12 protein-coding genes, 4 tRNA genes and 2 rRNA genes (1 of these 18 running past the window's edge) are annotated in these 17,948 nt (G+C 56.8%); all 18 read left to right on the forward strand.

All coding sequences use genetic code 11. The features are described from left to right. Positions 1–1,527: ribosomal RNA gene (locus GST84_02300) — 23S ribosomal RNA — on the forward strand; it begins 1,390 nt to the left of the window's first position. 114 nt (positions 1,528–1,641) lie between these two features. Next, positions 1,642–1,757: ribosomal RNA gene (gene rrf, locus GST84_02305) — 5S ribosomal RNA — on the forward strand. Between the two features lie 184 nt (positions 1,758–1,941). Beyond that, entirely contained in the window at positions 1,942–2,901 is a 960-nt protein-coding gene (locus GST84_02310; protein ID XGB11256.1) for a bifunctional biotin--[acetyl-CoA-carboxylase] synthetase/biotin operon repressor, read from the forward strand. After that, positions 2,891–3,640, forward strand: a complete 750-nt coding sequence (locus tag GST84_02315; GenBank protein ID XGB11257.1) for a pantothenate kinase — start codon at positions 2,891–2,893, stop codon at positions 3,638–3,640. The genes GST84_02310 and GST84_02315 overlap by 11 nt, the downstream gene beginning before the upstream one ends. 7 nt (positions 3,641–3,647) lie before the next feature. Then, entirely contained in the window at positions 3,648–4,073 is a 426-nt protein-coding gene (locus tag GST84_02320; GenBank protein XGB11258.1) for a hypothetical protein, read from the forward strand. Between the two features lie 152 nt (positions 4,074–4,225). Continuing rightward, positions 4,226–4,309, forward strand: a tRNA-Tyr gene (locus GST84_02325). Between the two features lie 24 nt (positions 4,310–4,333). Next, positions 4,334–4,407 (forward strand) — tRNA-Gly (locus tag GST84_02330). Positions 4,408–4,436: 29 nt separating this feature from the next. Further along, a tRNA-Thr gene (locus tag GST84_02335) sits at positions 4,437–4,512 on the forward strand. 78 nt (positions 4,513–4,590) lie between these two features. Further along, positions 4,591–5,784: an elongation factor Tu gene (gene tuf, locus GST84_02340; protein ID XGB11259.1), complete on the forward strand. Its 1,194-nt coding sequence runs from the start codon at positions 4,591–4,593 to the stop codon at positions 5,782–5,784. Positions 5,785–5,838: 54 nt separating this feature from the next. After that, positions 5,839–5,914: transfer RNA gene (locus GST84_02345), tRNA-Trp, on the forward strand. 44 nt (positions 5,915–5,958) lie between these two features. Further along, positions 5,959–6,327 (forward strand): preprotein translocase subunit SecE, encoded by a 369-nt coding sequence (gene secE, locus GST84_02350; protein ID XGB11260.1) that lies wholly within the window; start codon positions 5,959–5,961, stop codon positions 6,325–6,327. 9 nt (positions 6,328–6,336) lie between these two features. After that, positions 6,337–6,870 (forward strand): transcription termination/antitermination protein NusG, encoded by a 534-nt coding sequence (gene nusG, locus GST84_02355; GenBank protein ID XGB11261.1) that lies wholly within the window; start codon positions 6,337–6,339, stop codon positions 6,868–6,870. Positions 6,871–6,989: 119 nt separating this feature from the next. Continuing rightward, positions 6,990–7,421, forward strand: a complete 432-nt coding sequence (rplK, locus tag GST84_02360) for a 50S ribosomal protein L11 (GenBank protein ID XGB11262.1) — start codon at positions 6,990–6,992, stop codon at positions 7,419–7,421. Then, positions 7,421–8,116, forward strand: coding sequence for a 50S ribosomal protein L1 (gene rplA, locus GST84_02365; protein ID XGB11263.1), 696 nt, complete (start codon positions 7,421–7,423; stop codon positions 8,114–8,116). The genes rplK and rplA overlap by 1 nt, the downstream gene beginning before the upstream one ends. A gap of 197 nt (positions 8,117–8,313) precedes the next feature. Further along, positions 8,314–8,814, forward strand: coding sequence for a 50S ribosomal protein L10 (rplJ, locus tag GST84_02370; protein ID XGB11264.1), 501 nt, complete (start codon positions 8,314–8,316; stop codon positions 8,812–8,814). Positions 8,815–8,891: 77 nt separating this feature from the next. Further along, positions 8,892–9,257, forward strand: coding sequence for a 50S ribosomal protein L7/L12 (rplL, locus tag GST84_02375; GenBank protein XGB11265.1), 366 nt, complete (start codon positions 8,892–8,894; stop codon positions 9,255–9,257). Between the two features lie 220 nt (positions 9,258–9,477). Beyond that, the gene (gene rpoB / locus GST84_02380) at positions 9,478–13,551 is read left to right on the forward strand and encodes a DNA-directed RNA polymerase subunit beta (protein ID XGB11266.1); all 4,074 of its coding nucleotides are present in this window, start codon (positions 9,478–9,480) and stop codon (positions 13,549–13,551) included. Between the two features lie 64 nt (positions 13,552–13,615). Then, positions 13,616–17,815 carry a DNA-directed RNA polymerase subunit beta' gene (gene rpoC, locus GST84_02385; GenBank protein ID XGB11267.1) on the forward strand — a complete coding sequence of 1,400 codons (4,200 nt, stop codon included), beginning with the start codon at positions 13,616–13,618 and terminating at the stop codon, positions 17,813–17,815. Positions 17,816–17,948: the final 133 nt, after the last annotated feature.

The raw sequence follows: 17,948 nt of genomic DNA on the forward strand, positions 1-17,948 counted from the left end.
TATTCCTGTACTTCCAGTTATTGCGATGGAGGGACGGAGAAGGTTAGGCCAGCCTGGCGTTGGTTGTCCAGGTTTAAGGTGGTAGGCTGAAATCTTAGGCAAATCCGGGATTTCAAGGCCGAGAGCTGATGACGAGTTGCCTTTAGGCGACGAAGTGGTTGATACCATGCTTCCAAGAAAAGCTCCTAAGCTTCAGATAACTGGGAACCGTACCCCAAACCGACACAGGTGGTTAGGTAGAGAATACCAAGGCGCTTGAGAGAACTCGGGTGAAGGAACTAGGCAAAATGGCACCGTAACTTCGGGAGAAGGTGCGCCGGCGAGGGTGAAGGACTTGCTCCGTAAGCTCATGCCGGTCGAAGATACCAGGCCGCTGCGACTGTTTATTAAAAACACAGCACTCTGCAAACACGAAAGTGGACGTATAGGGTGTGACGCCTGCCCGGTGCCGGAAGGTTAATTGATGGGGTTAGCGCAAGCGAAGCTCTTGATCGAAGCCCCGGTAAACGGCGGCCGTAACTATAACGGTCCTAAGGTAGCGAAATTCCTTGTCGGGTAAGTTCCGACCTGCACGAATGGCGTAACGATGGCGGCGCTGTCTCCACCCGAGACTCAGTGAAATTGAAATCGCTGTGAAGATGCAGTGTATCCGCGGCTAGACGGAAAGACCCCGTGAACCTTTACTATAGCTTTGCACTGGACTTTGAATTTGCTTGTGTAGGATAGGTGGGAGGCTTTGAAGTGGGGACGCCAGTTCTCATGGAGCCATCCTTGAAATACCACCCTGGCAACTTTGAGGTTCTAACTCAGGTCCGTTATCCGGATCGAGGACAGTGTATGGTGGGTAGTTTGACTGGGGCGGTCTCCTCCCAAAGAGTAACGGAGGAGTACGAAGGTGCGCTCAGGCCGGTCGGAAATCGGTCGTAGAGTATAAAGGCAAAAGCGCGCTTGACTGCGAGACAAACACGTCGAGCAGGTACGAAAGTAGGTCTTAGTGATCCGGTGGTTCTGTATGGAAGGGCCATCGCTCAACGGATAAAAGGTACTCCGGGGATAACAGGCTGATACCGCCCAAGAGTTCATATCGACGGCGGTGTTTGGCACCTCGATGTCGGCTCATCACATCCTGGGGCTGAAGCCGGTCCCAAGGGTATGGCTGTTCGCCATTTAAAGTGGTACGCGAGCTGGGTTTAGAACGTCGTGAGACAGTTCGGTCCCTATCTGCCGTGGACGTTTGAGATTTGAGAGGGGCTGCTCCTAGTACGAGAGGACCGGAGTGGACGAACCTCTGGTGTTCCGGTTGTCACGCCAGTGGCATTGCCGGGTAGCTATGTTCGGAAGAGATAACCGCTGAAAGCATCTAAGCGGGAAACTTGCCTCAAGATGAGATCTCACTGGGATCTTGAATCCCCTAAAGGGCCGTCGAAGACTACGACGTTGATAGGTTGGGTGTGTAAGCGCTGTGAGGCGTTGAGCTAACCAATACTAATTGCCCGTGAGGCTTGACCATATAACACCCAAGCAATTTGCTGACGCAGATTGCGGTGGTGAAGACGAAAGACCCGAAAATTCGTAAGACCACAAATATCGCATATCCGAATTCGCTGGGCTGTCCATCTGGACATTCTGGCTACAGAATTTCTTGACGACCATAGAGCATTGGAACCACCTGATCCCATCCCGAACTCAGTAGTGAAACGATGCATCGCCGATGGTAGTGTGGGGTTTCCCCATGTGAGAGTAGGTCATCGTCAAGATTCATTTCGCAAAACCCCTATCTGCGCATGCAGGTAGGGGTTTTGTCTTTGTGGGCCGAAAATTCCGGGCCTGGCAGTATCTCTCTATGTGATTACGATGCGCGGCCCATCCTGCAGGCCCTTTTCCTATGCAAGCCAACAGCCCATGGCTATCATGCCTGCCTAATTCCAAGTTGAGACTGGCATGCTGAAGTTGTTGAATCTCCTCAAGGATGGTCGGTTCCATTCCGGAGAAGCTCTGGGGGCAGCCCTAGGGGTGAGTCGCAGCGCAGTTTGGAAGCAGCTGCAGCATCTGGAAAGTGAGCTGAACCTCACCATTCACAAGGTTCGTGGGCGCGGTTACCAGTTGGCCGCGCCACTGGCTTTGCTTGAGACGCAGGCAATCGCTGGTTTTGCCGCAGGTGAACAGTGGCCGATGTTCATCCACGAAACCATCGATTCCACCAACGCCGAAGGCTTGCGCCTTGCCAGTGAAGGGCAGGCGGCTCCATTCCTGGTTCTGGCCGAGCGCCAGAGCGCCGGGCGAGGTCGGCGCGGCCGGCAGTGGGTCAGCCCATTTGCAGAAAATCTCTATTACAGTCTGGTGCTGCGTGTCGATGGCGGCATGCGTCAGCTTGAGGGGTTGAGCCTGGTAGTGGGGTTGGCCGTAATGCGCACCTTGCAGGCGTTCGGGGTAAAGGATGTCGGGCTTAAATGGCCTAACGATGTGTTGGTTCGTGGGCATAAGATCACCGGGATTCTCCTGGAATTGGTGGGCGATCCTGCAGATGTGTGTCATGTAGTGCTAGGCATTGGTATCAATGTAAACATGCAGGTAAACGAGCAGGTCGATCAGCAGTGGACCTCTATGCTGCGTGAGGTAGGGGCAGCCATAGATCGTAATCACTTGGTAGCGCTGCTCAGCCAGCAGTTGCAGCACGAATTGGCGCGCCATCGCCGCTACGGCTTTGCTGCATTCCAGGAGGAGTGGGAGCAGGCGCACTTGTGGCAGGGCCGCAATGTATCGCTGGTTGCTGGTACTACACGTATTGATGGTGTGGTTCTTGGCGTCGACGGGCAGGGTGGTTTGCGCCTTGAGGTGGACGGGATGGAAAAGAGCTTCAGTGGTGGTGAGCTCAGTTTGAGGTTGCGTGATGATTCTTGAGCTCGATTGCGGTAACAGCTTCATAAAGTGGCGTGTGATCCATGTCGCCGATGCTGTGATTGAAGGTGGTGGGATCGTCGATTCCGACCAGGCGCTAGTGGCCGAAGTGGCTGCGCTTGCATCAGTTCACCTTACGGGTTGTCGTATTGTCAGTGTGCGCAGCGAAGAAGAAACCGATGCGCTTTGCGCGGTGATCGCTGAGGCATTTGCCGTGCAGGCGCGAGTTGCTCACCCTGTCCGTGAAATGGCCGGTGTGCGCAATGGCTATGACGACTATCAGCGTCTGGGTATGGATCGTTGGCTGGCAGCGCTGGGTGCATTTCACCTGGCCAAGGGTGCGTGCCTTGTGATTGACCTGGGTACTGCGGCAAAAGCGGACTATGTGTCCGCGGACGGCGAGCATCTGGGAGGTTACATCTGCCCGGGTATGCCATTGATGCGTAGCCAACTGCGTACTCACACCCGGCGTATCCGCTATGACGATGCCTCCGCGGAGCGCGCATTGGCCAGCTTGTCACCCGGTCGCTCTACTGTCGAAGCGGTAGAGCGCGGTTGCGTATTGATGCTCCAGGGCTTTGCCTCCACCCAGCTTGAGCAGGCTCGTGTGCTATGGGGTGAGGAATTTACCGTGTTCCTCACTGGCGGTGATGCGCCGCTGGTGAGGGAGGCCCTGCCACAGGCGCGTGTCGTGCCTGATCTGGTTTTCGTTGGCCTGGCAATGGCCTGCCCATTGGATTGAGGTGCCTATGCGCTGGTTGTTTCTGCTGTTACTGGTGCTCAACGTCTTTTATTACGTATGGCATCAGCAGGAAGCCCCGCTGAAGGTCAAGGAAGTCGCCCCGTTGTCGCTGTACAAGGGGAATCAGCAAGAAATCCGTCTGTTGCGTGAAACAGGTGTGTCCGCACCACCCAAGCGTCGTGATGAGTGCCTGGTAGTTGGGGGTGTGATGGGACGGGAGCAGTTGGATGCGCTGCGTCAGCGCCTGCTGAGTCTGGATATTGCCACCTTGCCGGTGGCAGGACAGCTGCCTGGGGTGGATGGTCGCTGGCTCAAGGTTGCTCCGGAAAGCGAGCGTTTGCTGGATCAAACGGTGCTTCTGGCTCTTTCTAATGATTTCAAAGACTTAAAACATAAAATTATTTTCTGCCAGGGTATTGCAACTGGCGAATAGCTTGATAGAATGGCGCCCGCTTCACAGGGAACACCACTCAGGTGGTAGAGCTGGAAGCGGTGTCAAAGCAGCTAAGTTTCAGATTTGATTGAAAAAATTTGAAAAAACGCTTGACACTAGGACGGCAGACAAATAGAATGCCGGCCACATCTGGAGGGATTCCCGAGCGGTCAAAGGGGACGGACTGTAAATCCGTTGCGAGAGCTTCGAAGGTTCGAATCCTTCTCCCTCCACCAGTTTTAGCGAGAGCCGTAAGCTCCGCGGGTATAGTTTAGTGGTAGAACCTCAGCCTTCCAAGCTGATGATGCGGGTTCGATTCCCGCTACCCGCTCCAAGTTTGCTGGATTTTGCACAAAGTGTTTCGCTCTTGTAGCTCAGTTGGTAGAGCACACCCTTGGTAAGGGTGAGGTCAGCGGTTCAAGTCCGCTCAAGAGCTCCATATAAACAAGGCAGATATGAAAATATCTGCCTTTGTTTTATCAGCGCAAGACTATTTCTTCTGCGGAGGATTGTATCGATGGCTAAGGAAAAGTTTGATCGTTCCCTTCCCCACGTTAACGTCGGCACTATCGGCCACGTTGACCACGGTAAGACCACTCTGACCGCAGCTCTGACTCGCGTTTGCTCCGAAGTTTTCGGTTCGGCAATCGTTGAGTTCGACAAGATCGACTCGGCTCCGGAAGAAAAAGCGCGCGGTATCACCATCAACACCGCTCACGTTGAGTACAACTCGACCATTCGTCACTACGCTCACGTTGACTGCCCAGGTCACGCTGACTACGTGAAGAACATGATCACCGGTGCTGCCCAGATGGACGGCGCGATCCTGGTTTGCTCGGCCGCCGATGGTCCGATGCCACAAACCCGTGAGCACATCCTGCTGTCCCGTCAGGTAGGCGTTCCGTACATCGTGGTCTTCCTGAACAAGGCTGACCTGGTAGACGACGCTGAGCTGCTGGAACTGGTCGAGATGGAAGTTCGCGACCTGCTGTCCACCTATGACTTCCCAGGCGACGACACTCCGATCATCATCGGTTCGGCTCGTATGGCGCTGGAAGGCAAAGACGACAACGAAATGGGTACTACCGCTGTCAAGAAGCTGGTAGAAACTCTGGACAGCTACATTCCTGAGCCAGTTCGTGCCATCGACCAGCCGTTCCTGATGCCGATCGAAGACGTGTTCTCGATCTCGGGTCGTGGTACCGTTGTTACCGGTCGTATCGAGCGTGGTATCGTCCGCGTTCAGGATCCGCTGGAAATCGTTGGTCTGCGTGACACCACCACCACCACCTGCACCGGTGTTGAGATGTTCCGCAAGCTGCTGGACGAAGGTCGTGCTGGCGAGAACTGCGGCGTTCTGCTGCGTGGTACCAAGCGTGACGACGTTGAGCGTGGCCAGGTTCTGGTCAAGCCAGGTTCGGTCAAGCCGCACACCAAGTTCACCGCAGAAGTCTACGTTCTGTCGAAGGAAGAAGGCGGCCGTCACACTCCGTTCTTCAAAGGCTACCGTCCACAGTTCTACTTCCGTACCACTGACGTGACCGGTAACTGCGAGCTGCCGGAAGGCGTTGAAATGGTAATGCCAGGTGACAACATTCAGATGACTGTTACCCTGATCAAGACCATCGCAATGGAAGACGGTCTGCGCTTCGCTATCCGTGAAGGCGGTCGTACCGTCGGCGCCGGTGTCGTAGCAAAAATTATTGAATAAGTAGTTGATTTACTTGATCAGGCCGGTATAATGGCCGGCCTGATACAGCGTTACAGGTCAGTAGCTCAATTGGCAGAGCGACGGTCTCCAAAACCGTAGGTTGGGGGTTCGATTCCCTCCTGACCTGCCATTTCACCTCGGTGTGATGGCTTTCTTCTTACAGGATCCTCCTCGATGACCCCCAAAACTGAAGCCCAAGAATCGCGTTTTGATCTGTTCAAGTGGCTGGCTGTAGTGGCTTTGGTGGTTGTTGGTGTTGTGGGTAATCAATATTACTCCGCCTCTCCAATCCTGTACCGCGTTCTTGCACTTCTCGTTCTGGCTGCTGTCGCGGGCTTTGTAGCTCTGCAGACTGCGAAGGGCAAGTCGTTCTTTGCGCTGGCGAAGGAAGCTCGTACCGAGATTCGTAAAGTCGTGTGGCCGACCCGCCAGGAAACCACCCAGACCACGCTGATTGTCGTGGCTGTCGTGCTGGTTATGGCACTGCTGCTGTGGGGGCTCGATTCCCTGCTCGGCTGGGCGGTCTCCTTGATCGTTGGCTAAAGGTGTCCCGTGGCTAAGCGTTGGTATGTTGTGCATGCTTACTCGGGTTACGAGAAGCATGTAATGCGCTCTCTGATCGAGCGCGTCAAGCTGGCTGGCATGGAAGACGGTTTCGGCGAGATCTTGGTTCCGACCGAAGAAGTCGTCGAAATGCGCAACGGCCAGAAGCGCAAGAGTGAGCGTAAGTTCTTCCCTGGCTATGTATTGGTCCAGATGGAAATGAACGAAGGGACTTGGCACTTGGTCAAGGACACTCCTCGCGTGATGGGCTTTATTGGCGGTACTGCTGACAAGCCTGCGCCGATTACAGATAAAGAAGCTGAGGCCATCCTGCGTCGCGTTGCCGACGGTAGCGATAAGCCGAAGCCCAAGACACTGTTCGAGCCGGGTGAAGTGGTTCGAGTCATTGATGGTCCGTTCGCTGACTTCAATGGTAGTGTCGAAGAGGTTAACTACGAAAAGAGCCGCCTGCAGGTTGCTGTGCTCATTTTCGGTCGCTCTACTCCGGTAGAGCTCGAGTTCAGCCAGGTCGAGAAGGTCTAGGCGGACGAAGCATCCCATACCCCGCAGCCCTGTGTGCTGCGGGGTTTTGTCGTCACTGGGATAAAACGCAAGTCATCCGGGGAGCCATCAGGCGTTCGTACCCGATTTTGGAGTAGCTCATGGCTAAGAAGATTCAGGCTTACATCAAGCTGCAAGTTAAGGCCGGCCAGGCCAACCCAAGCCCACCCGTTGGTCCAGCGCTGGGTCAACATGGTGTGAACATCATGGAATTCTGCAAGGCCTTCAACGCCCGTACCCAGGGTCAAGAAGCCGGCCTGCCGACTCCAGTGATCATCACTGTCTACAGCGACCGTAGCTTCACCTTCGAGACCAAGAGCACCCCTGCCTCGGTTCTGTTGAAGAAAGCTGCTGGCCTGACCAGTGGTTCGGCTCGCCCGAACACCGTTAAAGTCGGTACCGTTACCCGTGCTCAGCTGGAAGACATCGCCAAAGCTAAACAGGCTGATCTGACTGCCGCTGACCTGGACGCTGCTGTACGCACCATCGCTGGCTCTGCCCGCAGCATGGGCCTGAACGTGGAGGGTGTGTAATGGCTAAGCTGACCAAACGCCAAAAGGCAATCGCCGAGAAAATCGAAGCAGGCAAGGCCTACAACTTCGAAGAAGCGGCAACTCTGCTGGCCTCGCTGCCCGCTGCCAAGTTCGTCGAATCCTACGACATCGCCGTTAACCTCGGTGTTGACCCGCGTAAATCCGACCAGGTCGTACGTAGCGCTACCGTGCTGCCACACGGCACTGGCAAGACCGTTCGCGTTGCTGTCTTCACCCAGGGTCCAGCTGCTGAAGCTGCTCTGGCTGCCGGCGCTGATCGCGTAGGTATGGACGATCTGGCTGCCGAAATGAAAGGCGGCGACCTGAACTATGACGTCGTTATCGCATCGCCTGATGCCATGCGCGTTGTAGGTCAGCTGGGTCAGGTGCTGGGTCCTCGCGGCCTGATGCCTAACCCGAAAGTTGGTACCGTGACCCCAGACGTAGCCACTGCCGTGAAAAACGCCAAGGCTGGTCAGGTTCGCTACCGTACCGACAAAAACGGTATTATCCACACCTCCGTTGGCAAGATCGGCTTTGAAGCTGACAAGCTGAAGGAAAACGTTGAAGCCCTGATCGCTGATCTGAAGCGTATCAAGCCGGCTTCCTCGAAAGGTATCTACGTTAAGCGCGTTACCCTGAGCACCACCATGGGCCCAGGTCTGGTCATCGATCAGAGCTCGCTGAACGTGTAAGAACATGGCGGCGCGACCAGTCGCGCCGCCAGCAAAAATTGGGGTCCCTGCCTGGCGGGGGCTATCCAAGACCGTAGGCGGCGTAAGCCTTAAAATATCAGCCCACGCAGATGGTGCTCCCGATTCGTTACCGAATCAGACACCAAAACGACATCCGGCTTCGGCCAGATGAAACGGTAAAAACCAGGAGTAAACCCGTGGCAATTAAACTCGAAGACAAGAAGGCCATCGTCGCTGAAGTCAACGAGGCTGCCAAAGTCGCTCTGTCCGCTGTCGTGGCTGATGCCCGTGGTGTGACTGTAAGCGCAATGACCGGACTCCGTAAAGAGGCCCGCGAAGCTGGCGTATACGTACGTGTAGTGCGTAACACCCTGCTCAAGCGCGCTGTTGAAGGCACCGAATTTTCGATCCTCAACGACGCGTTCAAAGGCCCGACCCTGATTGCTTTCTCCAACGAACACCCGGGCGCTGCTGCTCGTCTGTTCAAAGAGTTCGCCAAGGGTCAGGACAAGTTCGAGATCAAGGCAGCTGCGTTTGACGGCAATTTCATTGCAGCGAACCAGATCGACGTGTTGGCTACCCTGCCGACCCGCGACGAAGCTATCGCAAAACTGATGAGCGTTATTCAAGGCGCCACCAGCAAGCTGGCTCGTACTCTGGCAGCCATTCGCGACCAGAAAGAAGCTACCGCTGCCTAAGGCACGCGAATTCTTTCAAAATCATACGTTTAATTTGATGGCTGCGTAGGCTGTCACCCCAATACAGGATTTAAGTCATGTCTCTGACTAACGAACAAATCATCGAAGCAATCGGCCAGAAAACCGTTCTGGAAGTTGTTGAGCTGATCAAAGCAATGGAAGAAACCTTCGGCGTTACCGCTGCTGTTGCCGCTGCTGGCCCAGCTGCTGCTGCTGCCGTTGTTGAAGAGCAGACCGAGTTCAACGTTGTTCTGGTTGAAGCCGGCGACAAGAAAGTGAACGTGATCAAAGCCGTTCGCGAACTGACCGGTCTGGGCCTGAAAGAAGCCAAAGAGAAAGTCGACGGCGCTCCTCAGGTTGTAGCTGAAGGCGTTTCGAAAGAAGCCGCTGAAGACGCTAAGAAGAAGCTGGAAGAAGCAGGCGCTAAAGTCGAGCTGAAGTAATCTCGACCTTGCGATGCCAGCCTGAGCGTTGAGCGAAAGGCTGATGGCTGGTGGCTTATGCCACCGGCCTTTTTCCGTTATTGGTGGCCGGTTAGGCCGGTCCCGATAACGAGCTGCAAGACACCCATGTGGGTGGCGCAAACCAAGGGGTTTGCACGATTTTCTGGCTGCTCCCGCCGGGAGAAGCCAAACAAGCAGGTGACCAAGCTGGGGAACGCTGATGGCTTACTCATACACTGAGAAAAAACGTATCCGCAAGGACTTTAGCAAGTTGCCGGACGTCATGGATGTGCCTTACCTCCTGGCCATCCAGCTGGATTCGTATCGCGAATTCCTGCAAGCGGGAGCATCCAAGGATCACTTCCGCGACGTCGGCCTGCACGCGGCCTTCAAATCGGTATTCCCGATCATCAGCTACTCCGGCAATGCTGCCCTGGAGTACGTAGGCTATCGCCTGGGCGAACCCGCCTTCGATGTGAAGGAATGTGTCCTGCGTGGCGTGACCTTCGCGGTCCCACTGCGGGTCAAGGTGCGCCTGATCATCTTCGACAAGGAATCGTCGAACAAAGCGATCAAGGACATCAAAGAGCAAGAAGTCTACATGGGTGAAATTCCCCTGATGACTGAGAACGGTACCTTCGTTATCAACGGTACCGAGCGTGTGATCGTTTCCCAGCTGCACCGTTCGCCTGGTGTGTTCTTCGACCACGACCGTGGCAAGACCCACAGCTCGGGCAAGCTGCTGTACTCCGCTCGCATCATCCCTTACCGCGGTTCCTGGCTGGACTTCGAGTTCGACCCGAAGGACTGCGTGTTCGTGCGTATCGACCGTCGCCGCAAACTGCCGGCCTCGGTGCTGCTGCGCGCGCTGGGTTACAGCACTGAAGAAGTGCTGAATACCTTCTACACCACCAACGTGTTCCACATTTCCGGCGAAAAACTCAGCCTGGAACTGGTGCCGCAGCGTCTGCGTGGTGAAGTTGCAGTCATGGACATCCATGACGAAACCGGCAAAGTCATCGTCGAGCAAGGCCGCCGTATTACCGCGCGCCACATCAATCAGCTCGAGAAGGCCGGCGTCAAGCAGCTGGACGTACCAATGGAATACGTCCTGGGTCGCACTACCGCCAAGGCAATCGTGCATCCGGCTACCGGCGAAATTCTCGCCGAATGCAACACCGAGATGACCACCGAGCTGCTGATCAAGGTCGCCAAGGCGCAGGTTGTCCGTATCGAGACCCTGTACACCAACGACATCGATTGCGGTCCGTTCATCTCTGACACCCTGAAGATCGATACCACCAGCAACCAACTGGAAGCGCTGGTCGAAATCTATCGGATGATGCGTCCAGGCGAGCCGCCAACCAAGGATGCAGCCGAGACCCTGTTCAACAACCTGTTCTTCAGCGCCGAGCGTTACGATCTGTCCGCCGTCGGCCGTATGAAGTTCAACCGTCGTATCGGTCGTACCGAGATCGAGGGTTCGGGCGTGCTGAGCAAGGAAGACATCGTCGAGGTTCTGAAGACCCTGGTCGATATCCGTAACGGTAAAGGCATCGTCGACGACATCGACCACCTGGGTAACCGTCGCGTACGTTGCGTCGGCGAGATGGCCGAGAACCAGTTCCGTGTTGGCCTAGTGCGTGTCGAGCGCGCGGTCAAGGAACGCCTGTCGATGGCGGAAAGCGAAGGCCTGATGCCGCAAGACCTGATCAACGCCAAGCCGGTAGCGGCGGCGGTGAAAGAGTTCTTCGGTTCCAGCCAGCTGTCCCAGTTCATGGACCAGAACAACCCTCTCTCGGAGATTACCCACAAGCGTCGCGTCTCCGCACTCGGCCCTGGCGGTCTGACCCGTGAGCGTGCCGGCTTCGAAGTTCGTGACGTACACCCGACCCACTATGGCCGTGTGTGCCCGATCGAGACTCCTGAAGGTCCGAACATCGGTCTGATCAACTCCCTGGCGGCCTATGCCCGTACCAACCAGTACGGCTTCCTGGAAAGCCCGTACCGTGTTGTAAAGGAAGGCGTTGTCAGCGACGACATCGTGTTCCTGTCGGCAATCGAAGAGGCAGATCACGTCATCGCACAGGCTTCGGCCGCGATGAACGATAAGAAGCAACTGATCGATGAACTGGTAGCAGTTCGTCACCTGAACGAATTCACTGTCAAGGCGCCGGAAGACGTCACCCTGATGGACGTTTCGCCGAAGCAGGTTGTTTCCGTTGCAGCGTCGCTGATTCCGTTCCTCGAGCACGACGACGCCAACCGTGCGTTGATGGGTTCGAACATGCAGCGTCAGGCTGTACCGACCCTGCGTGCCGACAAGCCGCTGGTAGGTACCGGCATGGAGCGCAACGTTGCGCGTGACTCCGGTGTCTGCGTGGTTGCTCGCCGCGGTGGTGTGATCGACTCGGTCGACGCCAGCCGTATCGTTGTTCGCGTTGCCGACGACGAAGTGGAAACTGGCGAAGCGGGTGTGGATATCTACAACCTGACCAAGTACACCCGTTCGAACCAGAACACCTGCATCAACCAGCGTCCGCTGGTGAGCAAAGGTGACAAGGTTCAGCGTGGTGACATCATGGCCGACGGCCCGTCCACCGACATGGGTGAGCTGGCTCTGGGTCAGAACATGCGCATCGCGTTCATGGCGTGGAACGGCTTCAACTTCGAAGACTCCATCTGCCTGTCCGAACGTGTTGTTCAGGAAGATCGCTTCACCACCATCCACATTCAGGAACTGACCTGTGTGGCGCGTGACACCAAGCTTGGCCCAGAGGAAATCACTGCGGACATCCCGAACGTGGGTGAAGCTGCACTGAACAAGCTGGACGAAGCCGGTATCGTTTACGTAGGTGCTGAAGTTGGCGCTGGCGACATCCTGGTCGGCAAGGTCACGCCAAAAGGCGAAACCCAGCTGACTCCGGAAGAAAAACTGCTGCGCGCAATCTTCGGTGAGAAGGCCAGCGACGTTAAGGACACCTCCCTGCGTGTGCCAACCGGCACCAAGGGTACTGTCATCGACGTACAGGTCTTCACCCGTGATGGCGTGGAGCGCGATAGCCGCGCACTGGCCATCGAGAAGATGCAGCTCGACGAGATCCGCAAGGACCTCAACGAAGAGTTCCGCATTGTCGAAGGTGCAACCTTCGAGCGTCTGCGTTCGGCTCTGAACGGCCAGGTGGTTGACGGTGGTGCGGGCCTGAAGAAAGGCACCGTGATCACTGACGAAGTGCTGGACGGTCTGGAGCACGGCCAGTGGTTCAAACTGCGCATGGCTGAAGATGCACTGAACGAGCAGTTGGAAAAGGCTCAGCAGTACATCGTCGACCGTCGCCGTCTGCTGGACGACAAGTTCGAAGACAAGAAGCGCAAGTTGCAGCAGGGCGATGACCTGGCACCGGGCGTACTGAAGATCGTCAAGGTTTACCTGGCAATCCGCCGCCGCATCCAGCCGGGTGACAAGATGGCCGGTCGTCACGGTAACAAGGGTGTTGTCTCGGTCATCATGCCGGTTGAAGACATGCCGCACGATGCCAACGGTACTCCGGTTGATGTCGTACTGAACCCGCTGGGTGTACCTTCGCGTATGAACGTTGGTCAGATCCTTGAAACCCACCTGGGCCTCGCGGCCAAGGGCCTGGGCGAGAAGATCGACCGCATGCTCGAAGAGCAGCGCAAAGCCGCTGAACTGCGCGTGTTCCTGACCGAGGTCTACAACGAGATCGGCGGTCGTCAGGAAAACCTCGACGAGTTCACCGACGAAGAAATCCTGGCCCTGGCTAACAACCTGAAGAAAGGCGTGCCTATGGCTACCCCGGTCTTCGATGGTGCCAAGGAGCGCGAGATCAAGGCCATGCTGAAGCTGGCCGACCTGCCAGAGAGCGGCCAGATGGTGCTGTTCGATGGCCGTACCGGCAACAAGTTCGAGCGTCCTGTGACCGTTGGTTACATGTACATGCTCAAGCTGAACCACTTGGTGGACGACAAGATGCACGCGCGTTCCACTGGTTCCTACAGCCTGGTTACCCAGCAGCCGCTGGGTGGTAAGGCGCAGTTCGGTGGTCAGCGTTTCGGGGAGATGGAAGTGTGGGCGCTGGAAGCATACGGCGCGGCATACACCCTGCAAGAAATGCTCACAGTGAAGTCGGACGACGTGAACGGCCGTACCAAGATGTACAAGAACATCGTGGATGGCGATCACCGTATGGAGCCGGGCATGCCCGAGTCCTTCAACGTGTTGATCAAAGAGATCCGTTCGCTCGGTATCGATATCGATCTGGAAACCGAATAACACGTGACGCGAAGGGGAGTGGGGCAGGTAATGCCCGCTCCCTGCTCCGCCAGGAGGAAAGGCCTTGAAAGACCTACTGAATTTGCTGAAAAACCAGGGTCAAGTCGAAGAGTTCGACGCCATCCGCATCGGTCTGGCGTCGCCTGAAATGATCCGTTCGTGGTCGTTCGGTGAAGTTAAGAAGCCGGAAACCATTAACTACCGTACGTTCAAACCTGAGCGTGACGGCCTGTTCTGCGCCAAGATCTTTGGCCCAGTCAAGGACTACGAGTGCCTGTGCGGCAAGTACAAGCGCCTCAAGCACCGCGGTGTGATCTGCGAGAAGTGCGGCGTTGAAGTCGCCCTGGCCAAGGTTCGTCGTGAGCGCATGGCGCACATCGAACTGGCCTCGCCGGTTGCCCACATCTGGTTCCTGAAGTCGCTGCCGTCCCGTATCGGCCTGCTGATGGACATGACCCTGCGTGATATCGAACGTGTGCTCTACTTCGAGAGCTATGTCGTTATCGATCCGGGCATGACCACCCTGGAAAAGGGGCAGTTGCTGAACGACGAGCAGTACTTCGAAGCGCTGGAAGAGTTCGGTGACGACTTCGATGCCCGTATGGGTGCCGAGGCTGTTCGCGAGCTGCTGCACGCTATCGATCTGGAGCACGAGATCGGCCGCCTGCGCGAAGAGATTCCGCAGACCAACTCGGAAACCAAGATCAAGAAGCTTTCCAAGCGCCTGAAGCTGATGGAGGCTTTCCAGGGCTCGGGTAACCTGCCTGAGTGGATGGTCCTGACCGTTCTGCCAGTGCTGCCGCCGGACCTGCGTCCGCTGGTGCCGCTGGATGGTGGCCGTTTCGCGACTTCCGACCTGAACGACCTGTATCGTCGGGTGATCAACCGTAACAACCGTCTGAAGCGCCTGCTGGATCTGTCCGCGCCTGACATCATCGTGCGCAACGAAAAGCGCATGCTGCAGGAGGCGGTCGACGCCCTGCTGGACAACGGCCGTCGTGGTCGCGCCATCACTGGCTCGAACAAGCGTCCGCTGAAGTCCCTGGCCGACATGATCAAAGGTAAGCAAGGTCGCTTCCGTCAGAACTTGCTCGGTAAGCGTGTTGACTACTCCGGCCGTTCGGTAATTACCGTAGGTCCGACCCTGCGTCTGCACCAGTGCGGTCTGCCGAAGAAGATGGCCCTCGAGCTGTTCAAGCCGTTCATTTTCGGCAAGCTGGAAATGCGTGGTCTGGCGACCACCATCAAGGCTGCCAAGAAGATGGTCGAGCGCGAGCTGCCAGAGGTGTGGGACGTTCTCGCCGAAGTAATTCGCGAACACCCCGTACTGCTCAACCGTGCACCGACCCTTCACCGTCTGGGGATTCAGGCGTTTGAACCGGTACTGATCGAAGGTAAGGCTATCCAGCTGCACCCGCTGGTCTGTGCTGCGTACAACGCCGACTTCGACGGTGACCAGATGGCCGTTCACGTGCCGCTGACCCTGGAAGCCCAGCTCGAAGCGCGTGCGTTGATGATGTCGACCAACAACATCCTGTCGCCAGCCAACGGTGAGCCAATCATCGTACCGTCGCAGGACGTTGTACTGGGTCTGTACTACATGACCCGTGAAGCCATCAACGCCAAGGGCGAAGGTCGCGTGTTCGCCGACCTGCAGGAAGTCGACCGCGTATTCCGCGCCGGCGAAGCCGCGCTGCACGCGAAAATCAAGGTTCGTATCAACGAAACCGTGAAAGAGCGTGATGGTTCGGTGGTCAAGAACACCCGTATTGTCGACACCACCGTCGGCCGTGCGCTGCTGTTCCAGGTTGTGCCAGCAGGTCTGCCGTACGACGTGGTCAACCAGCCGATGAAGAAAAAGGCGATCTCCAAGCTGATCAACCAGTGCTACCGCGTGGTTGGTCTGAAAGAGACCGTTATCTTCGCCGACCAGCTGATGTACACCGGTTTCGCTTACTCGACCATTTCCGGCGTTTCCATCGGTGTTAACGACTTCGTTATCCCGGACGAGAAAGCCCGCATCATCGGTAACGCTACCGACGAAGTGAAGGAAATCGAGAGCCAGTACGCCTCCGGCCTGGTAACCCAGGGCGAGAAGTACAACAAGGTCATCGACTTGTGGTCGAAGGCGAACGACGAAGTGTCCAAGGCGATGATGGCCAACCTCTCGAAAGAGAAGGTCATCGACCGCGAAGGCAAGGAAGTCGAGCAAGAGTCCTTCAACTCGATGTACATGATGGCTGACTCGGGTGCGCGGGGTTCCGCAGCCCAGATCCGTCAGCTGGCTGGTATGCGTGGTCTGATGGCCAAGCCGGACGGCTCCATCATCGAGACGCCGATCACCGCGAACTTCCGTGAAGGTCTGAGCGTACTTCAGTACTTCATCTCGACTCACGGTGCTCGTAAGGGTCTGGCGGATACCGCACTGAAAACCGCTAACTCCGGTTACCTGACTCGTCGTCTGGTGGACGTTGCCCAGGATCTGGTTGTGACCGAGATCGACTGCGGCACCGATCAGGGCCTGGTGATGACTCCACACATCGAAGGCGGCGACGTTGTAGAGCCGCTGGGTGAGCGTGTATTGGGTCGTGTCATCGCCCGTGACGTGTTCAAGCCAGGCACCGAGGACGTTATCGTTCCGGCCGGTACCTTGGTCGACGAGCAGTGGGTTGAGTTCATCGAGCTGAACAGCATCGACGAAGTGATCGTGCGTTCGCCGATCAACTGCGAAACCCGCTACGGCATCTGCGCCAAGTGCTACGGTCGTGACCTGGCTCGCGGTCACCAGGTGAACATCGGTGAAGCTGTCGGCGTTATCGCTGCACAGTCGATCGGTGAGCCAGGTACCCAGTTGACCATGCGTACGTTCCACATCGGTGGTGCTGCAAGCCGTACCTCGGCTGCCGACAGCGTCCAGGTGAAGAATGGCGGTATGGTGCGTCTGCACAACCTGAAGCAGGTTGAGCGTGCCGACGGTAACCTGGTTGCCGTATCGCGTTCCGGTGAGTTGGCGATTGCCGACGAGTTCGGTCGTGAGCGTGAGCGCTACAAGCTGCCTTACGGTGCGGTGATTTCGGTCAAGGAAGGTGAAAAGGTCGAAGCTGGCGCGATCGTCGCCAAGTGGGACCCGCACACCCACCCGATCGTTACCGAGCTGAAAGGTACCGTGACCTTCGTGGGCATGGAAGAAAACATCACCATCAAGCGTCAGACCGACGAACTGACCGGCTTGACCAACATTGAGGTGCTGGACGTCAAGGATCGCCCTGCCGCAGGCAAGGAAATCCGTCCGGCAATCAAGATGGTCGATGCCGCTGGCAAGGACCTGTACCTGCCAGGTACAGACGTACCTGCCCAGTACTTCCTGCCGGCCAACGCCCTTGTCGGTGTGGCTGACGGTGCGCAGATCGGTGTTGGTGACGTTATCGCGCGTATCCCGCAAGAGACGTCGAAGACCCGTGACATCACCGGTGGTCTGCCGCGCGTTGCCGACCTGTTCGAAGCGCGTCGTCCGAAAGAAGCCTCGATTCTGGCTGAAGTCAGCGGCACCATCGCATTCGGTAAAGAGACCAAGGGCAAGCGTCGCCTGGTGATCACTCCGACCGACGGTAGCGATCCGTACGAAGAGCTGATTCCAAAGTGGCGCCACCTGAACGTCTTCGAAGGTGAGCAGGTAAACCGCGGCGAAGTTATCTCCGACGGCCCAAGCGATCCGCATGACATCCTGCGTCTGCTGGGTGTGAGCGCGCTGGCGAAGTACATCGTCAACGAGATCCAGGACGTTTACCGTCTGCAAGGCGTGAAGATCAACGACAAGCACATCGAGACCATCCTGCGTCAGATGCTGCGCAAGGTCGAGATCTCCGAGTCGGGCGATTCCAGCTTCATCAAGGGCGACCAGATGGAACTGACTCAGGTGCTGGTAGAGAACGAGCGTCTCGCTGGCGAGGATAAGTTCATCTCCAAGTTCACCCGTGTGCTGCTGGGTATCACCAAGGCCTCGCTGTCCACCGAGTCGTTCATCTCCGCGGCTTCCTTCCAGGAAACCACCCGCGTACTGACCGAAGCGGCTGTAACCGGCAAGCGCGACTACCTGCGCGGCCTGAAAGAGAACGTGGTCGTGGGTCGTCTGATCCCGGCCGGTACTGGTCTGGCCTACCACAGCGAGCGCAAGCGTCGCCGTGATGCCGACAAACCGCTGCGTGTAAGCGCCAGTGAAGTGGAAGCTGCACTGACCGAAGCGCTGAATTCCAGCGGTAACTAAGTACAGGGCAAGGCCCCGGCAAGCCTCGGGCGATCATCGGTGACATGAAATGTTGCCGATGATCGGGCGGGGAGGGCCGGGGCCTCGTCTTGACTGGGTGCAAGATCCTCTTTAGACTTTTGTACCCTTAAAT

The organism is Pseudomonas putida, assembly GCA_041879295.1.
In the GTDB taxonomy this organism is placed as follows: Bacteria; Pseudomonadota; Gammaproteobacteria; order Pseudomonadales; family Pseudomonadaceae; genus Aquipseudomonas; species Aquipseudomonas putida_Y.